This window comes from Streptomyces djakartensis (genome assembly GCF_014651075.1).
Lineage (GTDB): Bacteria > Actinomycetota > Actinomycetes > Streptomycetales > Streptomycetaceae > Streptomyces > Streptomyces djakartensis.
The window spans coordinates 25,776-42,137 of sequence record NZ_BMWE01000019.1 but is presented as its reverse complement, the minus strand read 5'-3'; the positions used below and the strand labels follow the sequence as shown (position 1 = coordinate 42,137).

General features: G+C 69.3%; 14 protein-coding genes. 6 read left to right on the top strand and 8 right to left on the bottom strand.

Annotated features, from left to right (window positions below; translation table 11 throughout):
* Positions 1 to 35 precede the first annotated feature (35 nt).
* The 4 genes from uppS to IE212_RS27360 form a co-directional block, all read right to left on the bottom strand.
* The gene (uppS, locus tag IE212_RS27375) at positions 36 to 887 is read right to left on the bottom strand and encodes a polyprenyl diphosphate synthase (RefSeq protein WP_373301434.1); all 852 of its coding nucleotides are present in this window, start codon (positions 885 to 887) and stop codon (positions 36 to 38) included.
* A 228-nt stretch (positions 888 to 1,115) separates the two neighbouring features.
* A complete protein-coding gene (locus tag IE212_RS27370; RefSeq protein WP_190200639.1) occupies positions 1,116 to 2,249 on the bottom strand; it encodes a hypothetical protein in 1,134 nt (377 codons plus the stop codon).
* A gap of 141 nt (positions 2,250 to 2,390) precedes the next feature.
* Positions 2,391 to 4,538, bottom strand: a complete 2,148-nt coding sequence (locus IE212_RS27365; RefSeq protein WP_190200638.1) for an FG-GAP repeat domain-containing protein — start codon at positions 4,536 to 4,538, stop codon at positions 2,391 to 2,393.
* Between the two features lie 176 nt (positions 4,539 to 4,714).
* Positions 4,715 to 5,311, bottom strand: coding sequence for a DinB family protein (locus IE212_RS27360; protein ID WP_190200637.1), 597 nt, complete (start codon positions 5,309 to 5,311; stop codon positions 4,715 to 4,717).
* A 251-nt stretch (positions 5,312 to 5,562) separates the two neighbouring features.
* Between IE212_RS27360 and IE212_RS27355 the strand changes: the two genes are divergently transcribed.
* The gene (locus tag IE212_RS27355; RefSeq protein WP_190200636.1) at positions 5,563 to 5,910 is read left to right on the top strand and encodes an STAS domain-containing protein; all 348 of its coding nucleotides are present in this window, start codon (positions 5,563 to 5,565) and stop codon (positions 5,908 to 5,910) included.
* A 72-nt stretch (positions 5,911 to 5,982) separates the two neighbouring features.
* Here the strand turns inward: IE212_RS27355 and IE212_RS27350 are convergent, their stop codons facing one another.
* Positions 5,983 to 7,401, bottom strand: a complete 1,419-nt coding sequence (locus IE212_RS27350) for an FG-GAP-like repeat-containing protein (RefSeq protein ID WP_229864611.1) — start codon at positions 7,399 to 7,401, stop codon at positions 5,983 to 5,985.
* 241 nt (positions 7,402 to 7,642) lie between these two features.
* Positions 7,643 to 9,049, bottom strand: a complete 1,407-nt coding sequence (locus IE212_RS27345) for a glutamine synthetase family protein (RefSeq protein ID WP_190200635.1) — start codon at positions 9,047 to 9,049, stop codon at positions 7,643 to 7,645.
* Between the two features lie 716 nt (positions 9,050 to 9,765).
* On the opposite strand from IE212_RS27345, the gene IE212_RS27340 reads away from it, so the two are divergent.
* The gene (locus tag IE212_RS27340) at positions 9,766 to 10,707 is read left to right on the top strand and encodes a diacylglycerol/lipid kinase family protein (protein WP_229864610.1); all 942 of its coding nucleotides are present in this window, start codon (positions 9,766 to 9,768) and stop codon (positions 10,705 to 10,707) included.
* Between the two features lie 139 nt (positions 10,708 to 10,846).
* Here the strand turns inward: IE212_RS27340 and IE212_RS27335 are convergent, their stop codons facing one another.
* Together IE212_RS27335 and IE212_RS27330 are read right to left on the bottom strand one after the other, a co-directional pair.
* Complete coding sequence (locus IE212_RS27335) at positions 10,847 to 11,524, bottom strand: HdeD family acid-resistance protein (RefSeq protein ID WP_190200633.1); 678 nt, start codon at positions 11,522 to 11,524, stop codon at positions 10,847 to 10,849.
* Between the two features lie 457 nt (positions 11,525 to 11,981).
* A complete protein-coding gene (locus IE212_RS27330; RefSeq protein ID WP_190200632.1) occupies positions 11,982 to 12,407 on the bottom strand; it encodes a hypothetical protein in 426 nt (141 codons plus the stop codon).
* Between the two features lie 145 nt (positions 12,408 to 12,552).
* Between IE212_RS27330 and IE212_RS27325 the strand changes: the two genes are divergently transcribed.
* Genes IE212_RS27325 through pstB form a run of 4 tightly spaced genes read left to right on the top strand, consistent with a single transcriptional unit; the run spans position 12,553 to position 16,307 of the window.
* On the top strand, positions 12,553 to 13,527 hold the full coding sequence (locus tag IE212_RS27325) for a PstS family phosphate ABC transporter substrate-binding protein (protein WP_190200631.1): 975 nt from the start codon (positions 12,553 to 12,555) through the stop codon (positions 13,525 to 13,527).
* The gene (gene pstC, locus IE212_RS27320; RefSeq protein WP_190200630.1) at positions 13,524 to 14,474 is read left to right on the top strand and encodes a phosphate ABC transporter permease subunit PstC; all 951 of its coding nucleotides are present in this window, start codon (positions 13,524 to 13,526) and stop codon (positions 14,472 to 14,474) included. The genes IE212_RS27325 and pstC overlap by 4 nt, the downstream gene beginning before the upstream one ends.
* Positions 14,474 to 15,385, top strand: coding sequence for a phosphate ABC transporter permease PstA (gene pstA, locus IE212_RS27315; RefSeq protein ID WP_190200629.1), 912 nt, complete (start codon positions 14,474 to 14,476; stop codon positions 15,383 to 15,385). The genes pstC and pstA overlap by 1 nt, the downstream gene beginning before the upstream one ends.
* 7 nt (positions 15,386 to 15,392) lie before the next feature.
* On the top strand, positions 15,393 to 16,307 hold the full coding sequence (gene pstB / locus IE212_RS27310; protein WP_190200628.1) for a phosphate ABC transporter ATP-binding protein PstB: 915 nt from the start codon (positions 15,393 to 15,395) through the stop codon (positions 16,305 to 16,307).
* The last annotated feature ends 55 nt before the right edge of the window (positions 16,308 to 16,362 follow it).

The following is a 16,362-nucleotide window of genomic DNA, read 5'->3' as shown; positions in this document are numbered from 1 at the left end:
GCCGATGCGGCCGGCGGAGCCGCTGTCTGTGTGGGTCACGGTCGGGATTCTCCGTTCTGGTGCGGCAGCACGCCGCCGAAGCGGCGATCGCGTTGCTGATAGGTGTGCAGGCATTCCAGGAAGTGCGGTGCCCGGAAGTCGGGCCACAGCACGGGAGGGAAGACCCACTCGGCGTAGGCGACCTGCCAGAGCATGAAGTTGGAGATGCGCTGCTCTCCCGAGGTCCGGATGACCAGGTCGACGTCGGGGGTGTCGGGGAAGGGCAGGTGCGCGGCGAAGCACTCCTCGTCCACCGCCTCGGCCGGTACACCACCGCGGATGAGCGAGCGCGCGGCCTCCACGATGTCCCTGCGCCCGCCGTGGTCGAAAGCGACGGTCAGCGTCATGCCCCGGTTGTCGCAGGTCAGCGTCATCAGGTCGGCGAAGTCCCGGGCCAGCGCCGCGGGCACCCGCGGATCGGTCACACCGAGGAAGCGGCAGCGGATACCCCGGGCGTGCAGCAGCGGGGCGTGTTTGCGTACCACGCGGCGCACCAGGTGCATGAGGAAGTCGACCTCGGCGTGCGGGCGGCGCCAGTTCTCGGTGGAGAACGCGTACAGGCTCAGCCATCCGACGCCGGCCGAACGGGCCGCCTCGATGACGTCGATGACCGCCGTCTCCGCGGCACGGTGGCCCGATGTCCGCGGCAGTGACCGCTGCGCGGCCCACCGGCCGTTGCCGTCCATGACACAGGCGACATGACGGGGCACACGCCGCGGTCTTACGTCGCCCGGAACAGACGAATGGGAAGTCGTGCCAGCAGCTTGGCGACGCGTCACATCCACCCCCTCAGCACCCGACCGGGACGTCTCGGTTGCACGAGAAGACCCGGCAGACCCACGCGACATCGCACATCGGCACGACAAGCTCGACGCTACGCACCGACCCCAGCCCCTCAAGAGGGTGCCAGTACGCCTCCCGGCAGGCGGTGCCGCTTCCGACACTTCACCCTTGGCACTCCAGTCCGAGCCGGTGAGCCCGCCGCGCGCGGCGAACGCCGGCACCTGCCTGGCTCCGGCCGTCGCATTCCACCCGACAGGCCGCCGGAGAATGCCTGCAGCCGACCATACGGACGGTTACTGGTCGTAGCGCCTGAAGGCCTGCCGCAGGGTCTGCCTCCTGTGGCCGTTCACGGCCGGCCTCACCGGCGCTGCGGGGCGGACGGAGTCCGAATCGGTGTCGTCCTCGAAGCCGCGCGACGGCCCCCTGACATTGCTGATGACCTTCTGGCCCTGTTGGTCGATCAGCCGGGTCACCGATTCCTGGGCGACACCGAAGAGGAGCGACCAGGAGAGCACCTGCGCCGAGCTGTCCAGATTGGAGAATCCCGGAATGAACCCGCCCTGGATGATCAGCAGGCCGAACACGGCGGCCAGGGCGCCGACCGGCAGCCGCAGCAGCAAGAGAAGCATGGGCACCATGTAGGGCGTGGCCGTACCTCGCATTTTCCGCAGGGAGACAGCGCCCGCCAGGGCCGCTCCGCCCAGGCCGAAGAACTCCACTATCAGCACGTCTCCGCCTGACGGACTGGTACCGATCGGGCAGAACGGGTCGCTGTCAGGGGGTGGTGTGGTGAAGCAGAGGTTCTTCGCCACCGCCCGCGGTTCGACGTACCCCCACAGCACGAGCGTCCCCGCGATGAGGGTGGCCAGGATGACCGATGTCAGCAGGATGTTGCCGAAACTCCGTAGCCGTGACCGCTCGAGATCTTCCGCGTCGTTCGCCGCACGCAGGGCTCTGACAGCCAGGTCCTTGAATCGCCAGCCGAGTCTTCGGTTGTGCGCCTTGACCTGTGACTCCAGTTCCTTGCGGATCGGGTCCCCGGCGCCCAGATGCTGTTCGGCGCGCGCCAGCACCTCAGTTCCCCACCAGGCGAGGTCCTCCTCGTCGGTGAGCTTGAGGATGGTCAACTCGGCCCGATGGATGTTCGCCCATGATCGGTCCACCAGCGAGCCGGAGAACCTGGCGTGCAGTGTGTCCCTCTCGTTCAGGGCCTCCCGGGCGGCATTGAGCTGTACCTCTGCCTTCTCCAGCAGGCTCTTCGTGTCCCTCGGCAGATGTCCCGAACTCTCGCTGCGAATCTTGAACCTGTCCAGTTCCGCCTGGAGTTCGGCGACATAGGCCGAGGCACGTTGATGCCACGAAGATCTCCGACGCCCTGCGACGTCCCCGGCCGCATCCGGAATCGTGCTGTGCTGGACGCTTGGCATGTCTCGGCCCTCCGTAAGGGGCGAACCGGTCGCAAGGCCCGCACGGGCTCGGCGCATCCGACCTGCACCACCTCCTCATCCCAGTCTCCGATGTGCTCTGGCGATCGCAACCGGAGGTGCGATCTCACGGGGGCCGTGCTGTCAGGAGATGCGGATGTCCGACCAGTCGGTGGTCCTGGCGACCTGGGAGCGGCTGTCGAAACCACCCCTGCCGTTGCCCCGGTTCAGCCAGGCTCGGCCGTCCTTGTCGAGTGAGACAAGGTCGGCCCGGCCGTCGCCGGACAGGTCGAGTCCTCCGACCACGTCCTTGTAGGAGGTGCCCCAGTCTCTGAAGACCAGCGACCGCGGCTTGAAGGTGCCCGCACCGGTCCCGTCGTACCGCCACAGCTCGTTCGACGCGTCGATGGCCAGGAGATCGTTCTTGCCGTCGCCGTTGAGGTCTCCCGCGCCGATCAGCCTCTTGTAGCCGCCGAAGCCGGACCCGGCGAGCGCTCGGCCCCTGAAGCCGCCGGCGCCGCTGTTCGCGTACATGTACAGCTTCCCCGTCGAAGCGGACCGGGTCAGCAGGTCGGCCCTGCCGTCGCCCGTCACGTCGCCGGACGAGACGACCGCGTTGTACGCGCTCCAGTCCGAGGAGACCTTCACGAAGAACGACTGCTGGTCGGGCAGCCCGCCGCCGCAGATCGTCGGGTGGACGCGGGCCTCGCCCTTCGGGTAGCGGACGAACACGTCGTTGCAGCGGTCGCCGTCGAGGTCGCCGAAGGGCAGCACGAGCGTGCCCGTCGGCCAGCCGCTCGCGCGCTGCCCCGCGGTCAGCTTCGTCGCGTCACCCGCGTACACCTTGAGTCCGGCGCTGCCCCGGCCGAACAGGTCGGCCTTGCCGTCGTCCGTGTAGTCACGCCACTTGGGCAGCGCGCGGCCGGTGGTGGTGGCCTGGTACACGCCGTCCAGGACGGTGTTGTTCGTCTCGCCCACCAGGTACTCGTCCCACAGCACCACGGGGCGGCCGAGCGCGTCGGCGGCCACCTGGGGCGCCCCGGTGAACTGGGCGCTCTTCGCGCTCAGCCGGCGCGGGGTGGACCAGGTGCCGTCCTTGAACACGGCGGCCATCGTGTACTCCTCGTACGAGTAGCCCTCCCGCCACGTCACCGTGACCGTGCCGCCCGAGGTGGCGGCCGCGGCGACATGACGCACCTTCTGGTGAGTGGAGAAGCGCTGGGAGTACGGCAGCCAGTGGCCCGCGGCCGCCGAACGCACCGCGTACCAGGGGGTGGTGGGCCCGCCGGCCACGAAGAGGTCGCCGTTGGGCAGGTAGATGGGCGCCGTCATCCGGTACGTGCTGCCACGGCTTTCGGCGGACTGCGGGGGGCTCCACTGCGTCGCGCCGGCGGGCCGGCGGGAGTGCATGAGGTGCGCGTAGTCGTCGTAGAAGACGTCGAAGCCGCCCTTCGGTTCGGCGAACACCTTCGGACGCGCGAGATCCTTGTCGGGGACGGGAAAGCCCTGGACCGCGGTCCAGGCGGCCGCGCCGGGGGCCTTCTCCAGGGCGACGACGGCCTTGCTCGCCTGCCACTGCCACACCAGCAGGGCGGAGCCGTCCTTGGCGACCGCGAGGTCCATGTTGGCGATGTCGCGGCTGCCGGACGGCGGCTGCTCGTTGAGGTCGGCCGGAGCGGTCCACGCGGCCAGCGGACCGCTCTTCTCGGCGGCCCTCACGACACCGGAGACCGACCACACAGCGACCAACCGGCCGTCGGGGGCCGCCGCCAGATGGTGGTAGCCCTTCTCAGGGACCGCGGCGACGTATTCCGGCTCGGAGAAGGCGGTCGCACCGGGCGTGAGGGTGGCGACCCTCAGCCAGTGGTTGCCATGGTCGTCGGCCCGCTTGGCCCGCCAGGCCAGGCGCACCGAGCCGTCGCCGAGCGAGACCAGCTCGGTGTTGTATCCGCCGGCGTCCGGCCAGGTCTGCGGGGTGAGCCAGCGGGTGCTGCCGGCGGGCCGGATCCGGGTGGAACGCCCGTCGCCGGCAAGAGAGACGAGGGTGCCGTCGCCGGCCGACACCAGGGCGTTCAGCCCGCCCGAGGCGGAACCGGGGTCGGGGGCGGGAGCGTGGAGGGCGCGGGTGCTCCACGGGCCCGGAGCACGGGCCTCGACGGACGCCACAGCGGTGCCGGCGGTGGTGGCGGTGTCAGTGGCCGCGGCGCTGTGGGCGGCGCTCGGCTCGGCGGCCGCCAGAGCCAGGACGGGAACGAGCGCGATGCCGAGCACCGCGCGGGACTGCGAAGTCATGGGAATGCCCCCCCCGGGCAGGACGAATCGGTTGGCATGGATTCGCCGAACTGTTCGAACAGGTCGGACGCAGCGTATATCAACCAAGATCGTCCCGCGTCGGGAATTCCTTCACGTTCTGCCTGTGAACCGCCGGGCCCCACCGCGGATCCCGCGGGTCCGGCAGCAGGGCGGGATCAGCCGCTGACTTCCCGGGCCACGCGCTCCAGTCTGCTTCGGTGGCCCTCCCACCAAGCCTGATCCTGTGGTGGGATGCCGTCCTTGCCTCGCAGATGCCCGACGGATCCGTCGATGAGCTCTCGCACGATGTCGGCATGGCCGGCGTGCCGCTGAGTATCGGAGATCACGCGCACCAGGACGTGGTGCAGTGTCACCTCTCGTCGTTCCTCCGGCCACCACGGGACGTGGCCCTTGGAGTCGAGCGCCAGCGTCGCGATGGTGCTGTCGGAGTGCTTCCACGCCTGCCGGTACAACCCGACGATCTGTTCCCGTGACTCGTCCGCGGCGGCCCACATGTCCGAGCCCGCTTCCGGCTCCTCGGTATACCACCAGGCGGGCGGCTCCTCGCCGAAGAACGGCCGCCCGAACGCGTCACCGAGGTAGCCCAGTTCCACGCCGGCGACATGCTTGACCAGCCCCAGCAGGTTCGTGCCCGTGGGGGTCAGCGGACGACGGACGTCGTACTCCGAGAGCCCTTCGAGCTTCCACACCAGGGCATCACGTGCCTCTTGCAGGTATCGGAGAAGGTCCGCTTTCGGGTTCGGTTCGCTCATGCCGGGAGTTTTCCACCCGGCACTGACAGTGGGGAGTGACACCGGACCGCTGCGGTGTGGTCGCCGCGGTCGTATCTGTGCGACGGTGGGGAAGACAACGAGACCGACCGGCATCCCTGGTGCCGGTCTTTCGGGGAATTCGGGCGTTGCCCCCACCCCGGGCACCCGAGCCCCGCCATCGTCGTACACCCGTTTCCAAGGGGTGTTTCGCCTTTGGGCTCACAACCCCCGAAAAGGGGGGCACGCTCCGCATGAACATCACCACCACCATCGACGGCACCCACGCACGCATCTCCCTCAGCGGGGAGATCGACTTCGACACCCTGCCTCCGCTGCGCGCCGCCGTGGACGCGCTGCCGCAGCAGGTGACCGACCTGCAGTGGGACCTGACCCGCACGCCCTTCATGGACGTCGCCGGCCTCCACCTCTTCTTCGACCCCACGACCAGCGGCCCGGGCCGCCGGGCGACCGTGACCGGACTGCGCGCTCAGCCGCTGTGGCTGCTGCTCACCGCGGCCGACGTCAACCCCACCGTCTTCGAGCTCTCACGTCTCCTGCCCGACACACCCCCGGTCGGCTTCCGGCCCGCGGCCCCGTGAGCGCCACCAGCGCGGCAGCACTCCCGACGACAGCCGCGTCAGCCCCGACCGATGAAACACATCGGCTTACCGTCAGGGGAGGAGGGTCCTGCCGATGCCGGAAGCGGAGGAAACGGCGTACTGCTTGGGGCCGTGGACGCTGACGCTGTCGGTGCTCAGGCCGCTGCCGGTGCCGCGCAGCTGCCACACGGCGCCGTTGCCGCGGTCTTCATAAGGGGCGGAGACGGCGAGGTCCGCCTTGCCGTCCCTGTTGTAGTCCGCGAGGTGGACCTGGGAGCCGAAGACGTCCGCGCTCTCGGCGCTACCGGGGATCCCGGTGGTGTCCTGTGAGTAGCGTGCCGCGCCGGTGGTGGTGAGCCCGTTGGAGCCGCCGCGCAGCACGAGTACGTCGCCTCCGCTGACGGCCCTGCCGAGGGTCTCGTGCGGAACGCCGACAGCGAGGTCCGCGCGGTGGTCGCCGTTGATGTCGCCCATGGACATCGCCGCGCCGAACTCGTCCTCCTTCTCATCGGCGCCGGGGATGCCGGGGGAGTCCTGGTGGTAGACGCGGCCTGAAGGGGCAAGGCCGCTGTCGTACGACGGATCGCCGTATCGAACGGTGATGTAGCCGGAGCCGTTGCTGGGATCGGCCAGTCCGTTGGGATTGAGGCGGGGATTGGACAGGGCGACGGCGAGGTCGTCGCGGCCGTCCCCGTTGAGGTCGCCTGCGGCCACGTTGTCTCCGCCGGGAAGGCGCGACTCGGCGGTGAAATGGTCAGTGCCGGTCGTGCCGGGGACCTGGCCGTAGATGAGGGTGGTCTTCTGCTGGACGACGGCCAGTTCGTCCTTGCCGTCGCCGGTGAAGTCGCCGGCTGCGAGGTGGCCGCCGGCGATGGGGTCGGGGCTGCTGACGTCATGGCCCGCGGGGGCTTTGGTGCGGGTGAACGTACCGGAGTACAGGCGCAGCGACGTCTGCCCGGTGACGGCGATGTCCGGGCGTGAGTCGCCGGTGAAGTCGCCGACGGCGATCTCGCCGCCGAACAGGCGCGAGGGATACGACGGTCCCGAGGGCAGCGCGAGAGCACTGCCGAACGGTGAGGTTCCGCCCCACAGCACGGTGACCGAGCCGTTCCCTGACGCATCCCCCTCGCTGCCGACCAGCAGGTCCGCGTACCCGTCGCGGTCGAAGTCGCCACTGGCGAAGCTGCTACCGAAGTAGTCCTGGTAACCGGGCGTGCCGGGCACGCCTGAGGAGTTCTGCGTGACGTAGACGCGCTTGCTGGTCAGGCCACTGGCTGAGCCGAAGGCGACGAGGACTGCGCCGGCGTCCTGCTTTCCGCTGATCGTCTTCCCCGGCATGCCTACGGCCAGGTCGCGGTAGCCGTCGCCGTTGAAGTCGTCGGACAGCCTGGACCCGGCGGCCACGGCCTGGTCGGCCGACACGGCCACCAGACTGCCGGTCAGGCAGGCCGCGAGGGCCGCCGCCACGGCAAGACGGACTGAATGACGCACGAATACCTCCTGCTGCACCGCAGACGCCGACGGCATCCGCGAAGGGGAACGGTGGCTCGCGACGCCGTGCCCAGCGTGCAATCCGCTCGAGCACACGCGCGAAGCAATCAACAGACGCCCCGACAGCACCGATGGTTGTACCGCCTTCCGAGACGAAACGCGCGGGGACCTCAACCGCACCGCCCTCGACCGCGCGCCGCCGCAGGTACGCCCCCCTCAACCCGCCTCATCAGCAGCGAGATCAAGCGCGGTGGAAACCCCGCTCGCGCTCGACGTCGGTGACCTGCCCGCGGTGCCAGGTGAGTTCGGACTGGGCCGCGCGGGCGTAGTGGCTCATGACCGTCTCCCCGAGTGCGTCGTACACGAGCTTGTTGCCGATGAAGTTGTTCACGGCTTCGGTGAGGTCGGCCGGCACGGGGGTGGCGTCGCTTGCCGTGTAGGCGTCTCCGCCGCAGGGCGCCGGAAGCTCGGGGCGGTCCTGGATACCGTGGATGATGGCGGCGCAGGCGGCAGTGAGGGCGAGGTAGAGGTTGGCGTCGGCGCCCGGCAGACGGACTTCGAGGTGGGCGCTCCGGCCGACACCGGTGACACGAACGGCGCAGGTGCGGTTGTCGAAGCCCCAGGTGTAACTGGTCGGGGCGAAGGTGTGCGGAGCGTACCGCTTGTAGGCGTTGGGGGTGGGGGCATACAGCGGAGCCAGGTGTGGCATGCCGGACACCAGACCGGCAATGGCCCGTTCCAACACCGCAGGCAGATCCGCGCTCCGGTGGTAGGCGAACGCGTTGCCGCCGGCGGACCACAGTGACAGGTGCAAGTGCAGGCCGCTGCCGATGCCGGTCGCGGGTGCGGCCATGAACGTCGGAGTCATACCGCGCCGCTGAGCGAGGTCCGGCACGATGAGCCGGAAGGCGGTGTAGGCGTCGCACGCCGACATCACCTCGCCATAGGCGAAGGTCACTTCGACCTGGCCTGCCGCACCCTCGGTCTTGATCGCCTCGACGGGAACCCCAGCTTTCCGCAGAGCATCGTGGAGGTGCTGGAGGAAGTCGGCGACCTCCGGGGGATGGCTGAGGGCGTAGTCGAGGTCGCCGGACCAGGCCGGGCGCAGATCACGGTATGCCGACCTGTGTGCCTCCTGGCCGGTGCCCTGGTACAGCACGAATTCAACCTCCGTGCCCAGCGCCACGTGATAGCCGAGATCGGCCAGGCGCTCCAGCTGAGTGCGCAGCATCTGGCGGGGAGCGACCTCGACGGGTCGGCCGTCGTGGTGGAAGACGTCACCCATGATGAGGGCCGTGCCAGGCTGGTGGGGCAGGAGGCGGATGCTGCTCGGATCCGCCTTCACACCGAGGTCGCCGTAGCCCTGCTCCCAGCCGGTGAGGGCGAAGCCGTCGAGCGGGGTCATGTCGACGTCTGTGGCCAGGACGTAGGCGCACATCTCCGCCCCGGAGTTCATCCGGTCCACGAAGACGGGAGCGGTGAGGATCTTGCCCTTGGGCCGACCCTGCATGTCCGGCACGGCGAGTCTCACCGCTGTGATCTCCCCACTTCGGACGGATTCCTTGAACGCCCCCGGCGTGACGGCTCCAGTGGGCCAGGACCCGAGTGCCGTGCGTTGCTCGTCGTGCTGTTCGTCGTGGCTGTGCATCAGACGTCCTCCTCTAGTCAGCCCTGCTGGGCGGTGCTGGCGGCTCATACCGCCGGCGAGGTCGCAGATGACGCAGAAGCTGATCGCGAAGTCGCCGAAGGCGGCTGTCTTTCGGGCGAGTCCGGCCTCGACGCCGAGCTGGGCCAGGATGGCGTCTGAAGATACGGGCGACGAAAAGAGGACGGAAAGGAGGCAGTCTCAGCCAAGGGGAGGGGTCCGGAGGGGTGCCCCGGGGACGCCGTACCGCTGGAGCACCGCGGTGTCCGGCTTCCCGGTGTGCACAAGCCGAGCCGGTGCAGTGAGGCTTCCAGGTTTCGTTCCGCTGCGTCGCGGAAGCCGGGATTTTCCGGCAGGGCGTCGAAGAACGCCGTGAAATCGATGTCCGCACCGCGGACCAGGCCCCGGCTCGTTCACGCAGCCGAGGCCGGCCAGAGGAGGGTGGGCTGGCGGAGTCCGACCTGGAAACTTTCCTTCGGCCGCCTCCCGCCAGGCAGTACGAGGCTGGGTGGAGTGACGATGGAGGGGAACCGATCCACCCCTCTACCGGGAAGGTGAGGCGGCATGACATCCCCCTCCGCAACCCCAGCAGGCACCGGCACCATGCCCGCGCCCGGCACCGCATTCCAGGCCCCTTGCTCGGCGGAAGCCTGGCGCCCTCGGCGAACATGGGCCGGCAATTCCTTCTCGCCTCCTGAACACAGGGAGTGGATGCGGTGATGGCCGGCGCTCGGACGCGTGCCCGGGTGGTGATCGTGATGAATCCACGCTCGGGCGGCGGCAAGACGGCTCGTTACGGCCTGGCACAGCGGGCCGAGGGCATGGGAGCCCAGGTCTGGACGACCAGCACGGAGGGGGACGCGGTGTCGCTCGCGAGGAACGCCGTGGCGGAGGGGGCGCAGTTGCTGGGGGTCGCCGGCGGTGACGGCACCGTGTCGGCGGTCGCCGCGGTGGCCGCCGACACGGGCCGGCCGCTGGTCGTGGTCCCGGCGGGTACCCGCAACCACTTCGCCCGGGACCTGGGCCTCGATCTGCGCGATCCGGGACGGGCGCTGGACGCCCTGGTCGACGGTGAGCCCGCGCAGGTGGACCTGGGGATGCTCGGTTCGCGTGTCTTCGTGAACAACGTCTCTTTCGGCGTGTACGCCGACGCCCTGCTGGAGCCCGGGTACCGGCAGGACAAGCCGCGCGCGTTCGCCGCAGTGGCACCCGACTACGTCAAGGGCAAGCAGTGGGTCGAGGCCCGCGTGGACACACCGAGGGGAACCGTCGAGTTCCCGCAAGTGGTGCTGATCTCCAACAACCCTTACCACCTGGCCACACCGCGTTGGCTGGGGCGTCGCTTCTCCCTCAGCACGGGCCGGCTGGGCGTCATCGTTCTCAAGCGCCCGGCGCAGGCTCCCCCGGATCTCCTGCGGCATCTGCGGGGCGAACTGCGACAGGACGAGCGCGGTGCCGGGTCGGCGGGGGACGGAGCCGTCATCTGGTCTGCTCCCGGCATCACGCTGCACGGTGAGGTGCCGCACCTTGACGCAGGCGTCGACGGCGAAGCGGTGCGGCTTGCTCCGCCCGTCGTCTGCGCCATCCGGCCGGGTGCCCTGCGTGTGCTGCTGCCGAAGGACCGGCCGGGGACGCCGCCGGAGCACGCGATGCGTCACTGAGGGAAGTCCTTGACTGCCGGACTCCCGTATCCCTTGCCGTCCCTTGCCGGAGGCGGCCGGGTGCTGACCGAGGTGCCCGCCCACTGCACGGGGTGCCGCTTCGCCGCTCGTCCGTGGTGGGCCGGTCCGGTCCCGGTGATCAGTGCTGGGGGTGCGGGCGATGGAACAGGGGCCGCCGCTCGGTGGCAGTGCCGCCCGGAGCGAGGTGGCCGAGCTCGACGCGCATCCTGATGGCCTGGAACACCTCGACCACCCCGAGCACCAGGGCCATGACGCCCACCGCCAGGGTGAGTGCGGCGATCGAGGTGAACGGCGAGACGATCAGCACGATGCCCGCCAGAGTGCTGAGGATCCCGTAGAACAGCTGCCAGCCGCGTGCCGGCATGTCGTCGGCGGAGGCCGCCGCAGCCGTCACCATGATGCCGCGCAGCAGCCAGCTGAAGCCGATCCACAGGGCGAGCAGGAAGATCGACTGCACGGTGCCCCGGAAGCAGATCAGCCCCAGCAGGACGGAGAGCGCACCCGTGAGGAAGTGCAGCACCCGAAGATGCCGGGGGACGTGCGTACCGAAGGCGGCGGCCAGCTGGAACACGCCGGTAGCCAGCAGGTAGATGCCGAAGAGTACGCCGACGACCCGCAGCGTCTCCTCCGGCCAGGCGAAGACCACGACGCCCAGACCGATCGTGGCCAGGCCCGTGGTGAGCAACATCTGCCAGCCCATGTTCGCCAGCGCGCCCAGGCCATCGGTCAAGGGGGCGTCCTGTGGCTCGGTGCCGCGCGGAGGGCCGGTGCCCGAGGATTCAGAGGGATAATTCATGCCACTGCCTCCTTCTGGACAAGCGCGGTCGGGTCGTACACCTCCATCGTCACCCAACCGGCTCCGATTCTCCTGGCGGCGGCCTTGGAAAGCCCGCTCAGGAACGGCCGTTGCGGCGCAGCAGACCGCGCAGCCGCGCGACAGCGGCAGACCGTCCGTGCGCGGGTAGCGCCGGCCGTCCTGTGTCTGCAGAGCATCCGCCACGTCGTACCGGCTTCGGGCCGGTGTACGTCCGGCGCCCCGGGCGGTCATGCTTCGGCCACGAAGAAGGCTTCGGGGGACCCTGGTCGTCGCGAGGCCGGCGAGAGACCGGATGGCGGTGGCGTACTCGTGGCGCTCCGCCCCGACGGCGGCCTACGCGCTGGGCACCGAGGGCGCCGGGTGGGCGGCAGCGCGGTGGACGCCGGACGGGGCGTCCTGCGGTCGGGGCGCCCGTCCAGTCGGCGGATAGGGCATGTCATGTGGCGGCAGCCTGTGCAGGCCTCCCTGGCTCCGTCCGCTCGGCGGCGTCCTGCTGACCCTGATCATGCCCGGCGCGCTGCCGTGAGGCGTGCTCACGTGTGATCACTTCGGTGGCTCCGCCGACGGCGACCGCGACCGGCCATGCGATGAATCCGCCTGCGGCCATGCCGCCGAGGACGCCGTAGAGGAACAGCTTGCGGGGCGAGGGAAGCAGGGAGGTCGCCGTGGAAGTGGCCGTGCGCGCGTTGCGGAACGCGTCGCCCGGCGTGACGTACGGGATGGGCACTCGAGGGTGCGCGGTATGCATGTGCAGTACCTTGCCGCCCTTCCGCTCCTCCTGCGTCTCTTCGGCCGGCCTCTCCGGCGAGGGCTGGGTCGGCTGCTGCTCTTGCTGGGGTTGTGGCTGGGTGTTCGCGGGCATCGTCTCCGCCCTCCCGTGCTTGCTGGGAAGTGAGATCGACGGGGTTTTCCTCACCGGCTTCCATCCCCCAGCGCATATAAACCACTCAAAAAGGACAAATAGGTGAGAGGCTCGTTCAGGCACGCGAGATGTGAGAGGCACGTACATGTACCTGTTCCGTAGACCTGCGGCCACCGCCGCCCTGGCGACCGCCGTGCTGCTGACCGTGGGCTCGTGCGGTGGTGCCGCGAGCAGCGAACCCGGTGACAGCGGTGTCGAGGGAGACCTGTCCGGCACGGTCCGGATCGACGGTTCCAGCACGGTGGCGCCATTGTCGACGGCGGCGGCCCAGCTGTTCCAGGGGGAGAACCCCGGCGTCAGGGTGACCGTGGGCACCTCGGGCACGGGCGGCGGGTTCGAGAAGTTCTGCGCGGGAGAGACGGACATCTCCGACGCCTCACGTCCCATCGAGGACGACGAGAAGGCGGCCTGCCAGGAGAACGGCATCAAGTACGAGCAGCTCCAGGTGGCCAACGACGGGCTGTCGGTCGTGGTCAACAAGGACAACGACTTCGTGCAGTGCCTGACCGTCGGGCAACTGAAGAAGATCTGGGAACCGGGTTCAAAGATCGACAACTGGAACCAGGTCGACCCGAAGTTCCCGGACGAGAAACTCGAGCTGTTCGGTCCGGGCACCGACTCCGGCACCTTCGACTACTTCACCAAGGCCATCAACGGCAAGGAAGGCGCCTCCCGCACCGACTACTCGCCGAGCGAGGACGACAACGTCATCGTCCAGGGCGTCGCCGGCTCCCCGGGCGGCATGGGCTACTTCGGCCTGTCGTACTTCGAGGAGAACAAGGACAAGCTCAAGGTCCTCAAGATCGACGGCGGTGACGGCTGCGTCGCGCCGGACACGCAGACGGTGCAGAACGGCACGTACAAACCGCTGTCGAGGCCCCTGTTCATCTACCCGAACGCCGCCTCCCTGGACAAGCCGGAAGTCGAGGCGTTCGTCGAGTTCTACGTCGGCAACGACGCGGAGATCGCCGAGAAGGCCCAGTTCGTGCCGCTGAACCAGCAGCAGCAGGCGCAGCTCGACAAGGACCTGGACAGACTGAAGGAGCAGCACGGGTCATGAGGCCCCCCGGCGCCGGACACAGGGCCGCTTCGGGAAGGCCGGACTTCCTGAAGCGGGCCCAGCCGCGCTACGGCGAAAAGGCCGTGAAGGTGCTGCTCGTGGCCGCCTCGCTGGTCTCGGTCGCGACCACGGTCGGCATCATCGCGGCCCTGGTTCCGCCGGCCCTGGACTTCTTCGGAGAGGTGGGGTTCGGCGACTTCATCACCGGAACCGACTGGTCCCCGCTGTTCAAGCCGCCGCACTTCGGTGTGCTCCCGCTGGTGACCGGCACGCTGGTGGTCACGGCCATCGCGCTCGTGGTCGCGGTGCCGCTCGGGCTGGGTGCGGCCGTGTACCTGAGCGAGTACGCCCGGCCGCGGGTCCGCTCCTTCTTCAAGCCGGTCCTGGAGGTCCTCGCCGGCATCCCCACCGTCGTGTACGGCTTCTTCGCGCTGCAGGCCATCACCCCGCTGCTGCAGGACATCTGGCCCGGCGGCAGGGGCCCGGAGGTCTTCAACGCGCTCTCGGCGGGCTTCGTCATGGGCATCATGATCATCCCGACGATCGCGTCGCTCTCCGAGGACGCCATGAACGCCGTCCCGAACGACCTGCGCGACGGCGGCTTCGCGCTCGGATCGTCCCGTATGCAGGTCGCCACCCGGGTGGTCTTCCCCGCCGCGCTGTCCGGCATCGTCGCCGCGAGCGTGCTGGGCGTCTCGCGCGCGATCGGCGAGACGATGATCGTCGCCGTCGCCGCCGGCGGCCGTCCCAACCTGTCGTTCAACCCGCTCGAGGGAATGCAGACCATGACCGCGTTCATCGCCGCCGCCGGCATCGGCGACCTGCCCACCGGCTCCCTCGGCTACCAGACGATCTTCGCGGTCGGCTCCCTGCTGTTCGTGATGACGCTGGTGATGAACCTGGTCAGCATTCGCCTGGTGCGCAGGTACCGGGAGGTGTACGAGTGATGGGTTCCCGTGTTCTCGGCGAGGGAGTCGCGACAGGCGTGCCCGAGGGGCGCCGGCTCGAACGCCGAAGGACCCCGTGGCGGGAGCGGCTGTTCCAGCTGAGCCTCGGGGCCTCGCTGGCCGTCGGTGTGGTCTTCCTCGGCTCCCTCCTCACCTACGTCGTGGTGGAGGCGTGGCCCCGGCTGGACTTCCGGATCCTGACGGACTTCCCCGACATCATCGACCCGACGCAGGCCGGGGCCCAGTCGGCGATCACGGGGACCATCTGGGTGATCGCCTTCACCGCGCTGTACTGCCTGCCCGTCGGCTTCCTCACCGCCATCCACCTGGAGGAGTACGCCGACCGGCACCGCTGGTACAACCGCGCGATCGAGATCAACATCCAGAATCTGGCGGCGGTCCCGTCGATCGTCTACGGCATCCTCGGGCTCGGCATCATCTCCCGCGGCCTGGGCTTCGGACAGACCGTGCTCACCGCCTCGCTCACCCTGTCGCTGCTGGTCCTGCCCACCGTGATCATCGCTGCCCGGGAGGCGATCCGTGCCGTACCGCAGTCCATCCGTGAGGCTTCCCTGGCGCTGGGCGCCACCCAGTGGCAGACGATCTGGCGCCAGGTGCTGCCCGCCGCCGTGCCCGGCATGGCCACCGGCGCCATCCTCGCCCTGTCCCGTGCCATCGGCGAGGCCGCACCCCTGCTGCTGCTCGGCGGCCTGACCTTCATCACCTTCAACCCGACCGGACTGGACAGCGCGTACACCGTGCTGCCGATCCAGATCTTCAACTGGATCAGCCAGTCCCGTGCCGAGTTCGCCCCTCTCGCCGCCGCCGCGATCGTGATCCTTCTGGTGATTCTTCTGGCCATGAACTCCCTGGCCATCTGGCTCCGCAACCGCTACTCCCGCCGCTGGTGACCACGCCATGAGCTCCGAGATTCCCCCGACTGCGCAGACACCCACGACGCCAGGGGCGGCCGGGGAACCTCCCTCGGCCTCCCCTGGCGACTCCGGCAACGGCACTCTGACCCCGCAGGTCTCCTTCCGTGACGCTCCGCCCCTGGCCGGCCCGGTCTTCGAGGTCGGCAGCCTGTCGGTCTTCTACGGTGCCCACGAGGCCGTCCGAGACGTCAACATGACCATCGGCGACCGTCAGATCACCGCGATGATCGGCCCCTCCGGCTGCGGCAAGTCCACCATGATCCGCTGCTTCAACCGGATGAACGACCTCATCCCCACGGCCCGCGTAACCGGCAAGATCCGCTACCACGACCAGGACCTCTACGGCCGGGACGTCGACCCCATCGAGGTACGCCGCCGCATCGGCATGGTCTTCCAGAAGCCCAACCCGTTCCCCAAGTCGATCTACGACAACATCGCCTACGGGCCACGGGTGGGCGGCTTCAAGGGCAACCTCGACGACCTGGTCGAGGAGACCCTCACCCACGCCGCGCTGTGGGAGGAGGTCAAGGACAAGCTCAAGACGTCCGCGCTGGCCCTGTCCGGCGGCCAGCAGCAGCGGCTGTGCATCGCCCGCACCATCGCGGTCGAGCCCGAGGTGATCCTCATGGACGAGCCGTGCTCGGCTCTGGACCCGATCGCCACGGCGAAGATCGAGGACCTGATGGAGCACCTGGCCCAGGAGTTCACGATCGTGGTCGTCACCCACAACATGCAGCAGGCCGCGCGCGTCTCGCACCGCACCGCCTTCTTCGGCTCGGACGTGGACGACAAGGGCGAACGGCACGGCCGTCTCGTCGAGTACGACGAGACGGCACGCATCTTCTCCAACCCCTCGGACCCGCGGACCGAGGACTACATCTCGGGCCGATTCGGCTGACGCCTCCGCGGCCGCGGCGACGGCCGCGCCGTCCCGCGCGTCGTGCGCCGGGGAG

What these genes read in the sequence shown, in the direction of transcription:
- IE212_RS27340 (WP_229864610.1), top strand. Translation starts at nt 9,766, where the DNA reads ATGGCCGGCGCTCGGACGCGTGCCCGGGTGGTGATCGTGATGAATCCA.
- IE212_RS27360 (WP_190200637.1), bottom strand. Translation starts at nt 5,311, where the DNA reads ATGAGCGAACCGAACCCGAAAGCGGACCTTCTCCGATACCTGCAAGAG.
- IE212_RS27325 (WP_190200631.1), top strand. Translation starts at nt 12,553, where the DNA reads ATGTACCTGTTCCGTAGACCTGCGGCCACCGCCGCCCTGGCGACCGCC.
- IE212_RS27365 (WP_190200638.1), bottom strand. Translation starts at nt 4,538, where the DNA reads ATGACTTCGCAGTCCCGCGCGGTGCTCGGCATCGCGCTCGTTCCCGTC.
- IE212_RS27345 (WP_190200635.1), bottom strand. Translation starts at nt 9,049, where the DNA reads ATGCACAGCCACGACGAACAGCACGACGAGCAACGCACGGCACTCGGG.
- IE212_RS27370 (WP_190200639.1), bottom strand. Translation starts at nt 2,249, where the DNA reads ATGCCAAGCGTCCAGCACAGCACGATTCCGGATGCGGCCGGGGACGTC.
- pstC (WP_190200630.1), top strand. Translation starts at nt 13,524, where the DNA reads ATGAGGCCCCCCGGCGCCGGACACAGGGCCGCTTCGGGAAGGCCGGAC.
- IE212_RS27355 (WP_190200636.1), top strand. Translation starts at nt 5,563, where the DNA reads ATGAACATCACCACCACCATCGACGGCACCCACGCACGCATCTCCCTC.
- pstA (WP_190200629.1), top strand. Translation starts at nt 14,474, where the DNA reads ATGGGTTCCCGTGTTCTCGGCGAGGGAGTCGCGACAGGCGTGCCCGAG.
- IE212_RS27330 (WP_190200632.1), bottom strand. Translation starts at nt 12,407, where the DNA reads ATGCCCGCGAACACCCAGCCACAACCCCAGCAAGAGCAGCAGCCGACC.
- IE212_RS27335 (WP_190200633.1), bottom strand. Translation starts at nt 11,524, where the DNA reads ATGAATTATCCCTCTGAATCCTCGGGCACCGGCCCTCCGCGCGGCACC.
- pstB (WP_190200628.1), top strand. Translation starts at nt 15,393, where the DNA reads ATGAGCTCCGAGATTCCCCCGACTGCGCAGACACCCACGACGCCAGGG.
- uppS (WP_373301434.1), bottom strand. Translation starts at nt 887, where the DNA reads ATGTCGCGTGGGTCTGCCGGGTCTTCTCGTGCAACCGAGACGTCCCGG.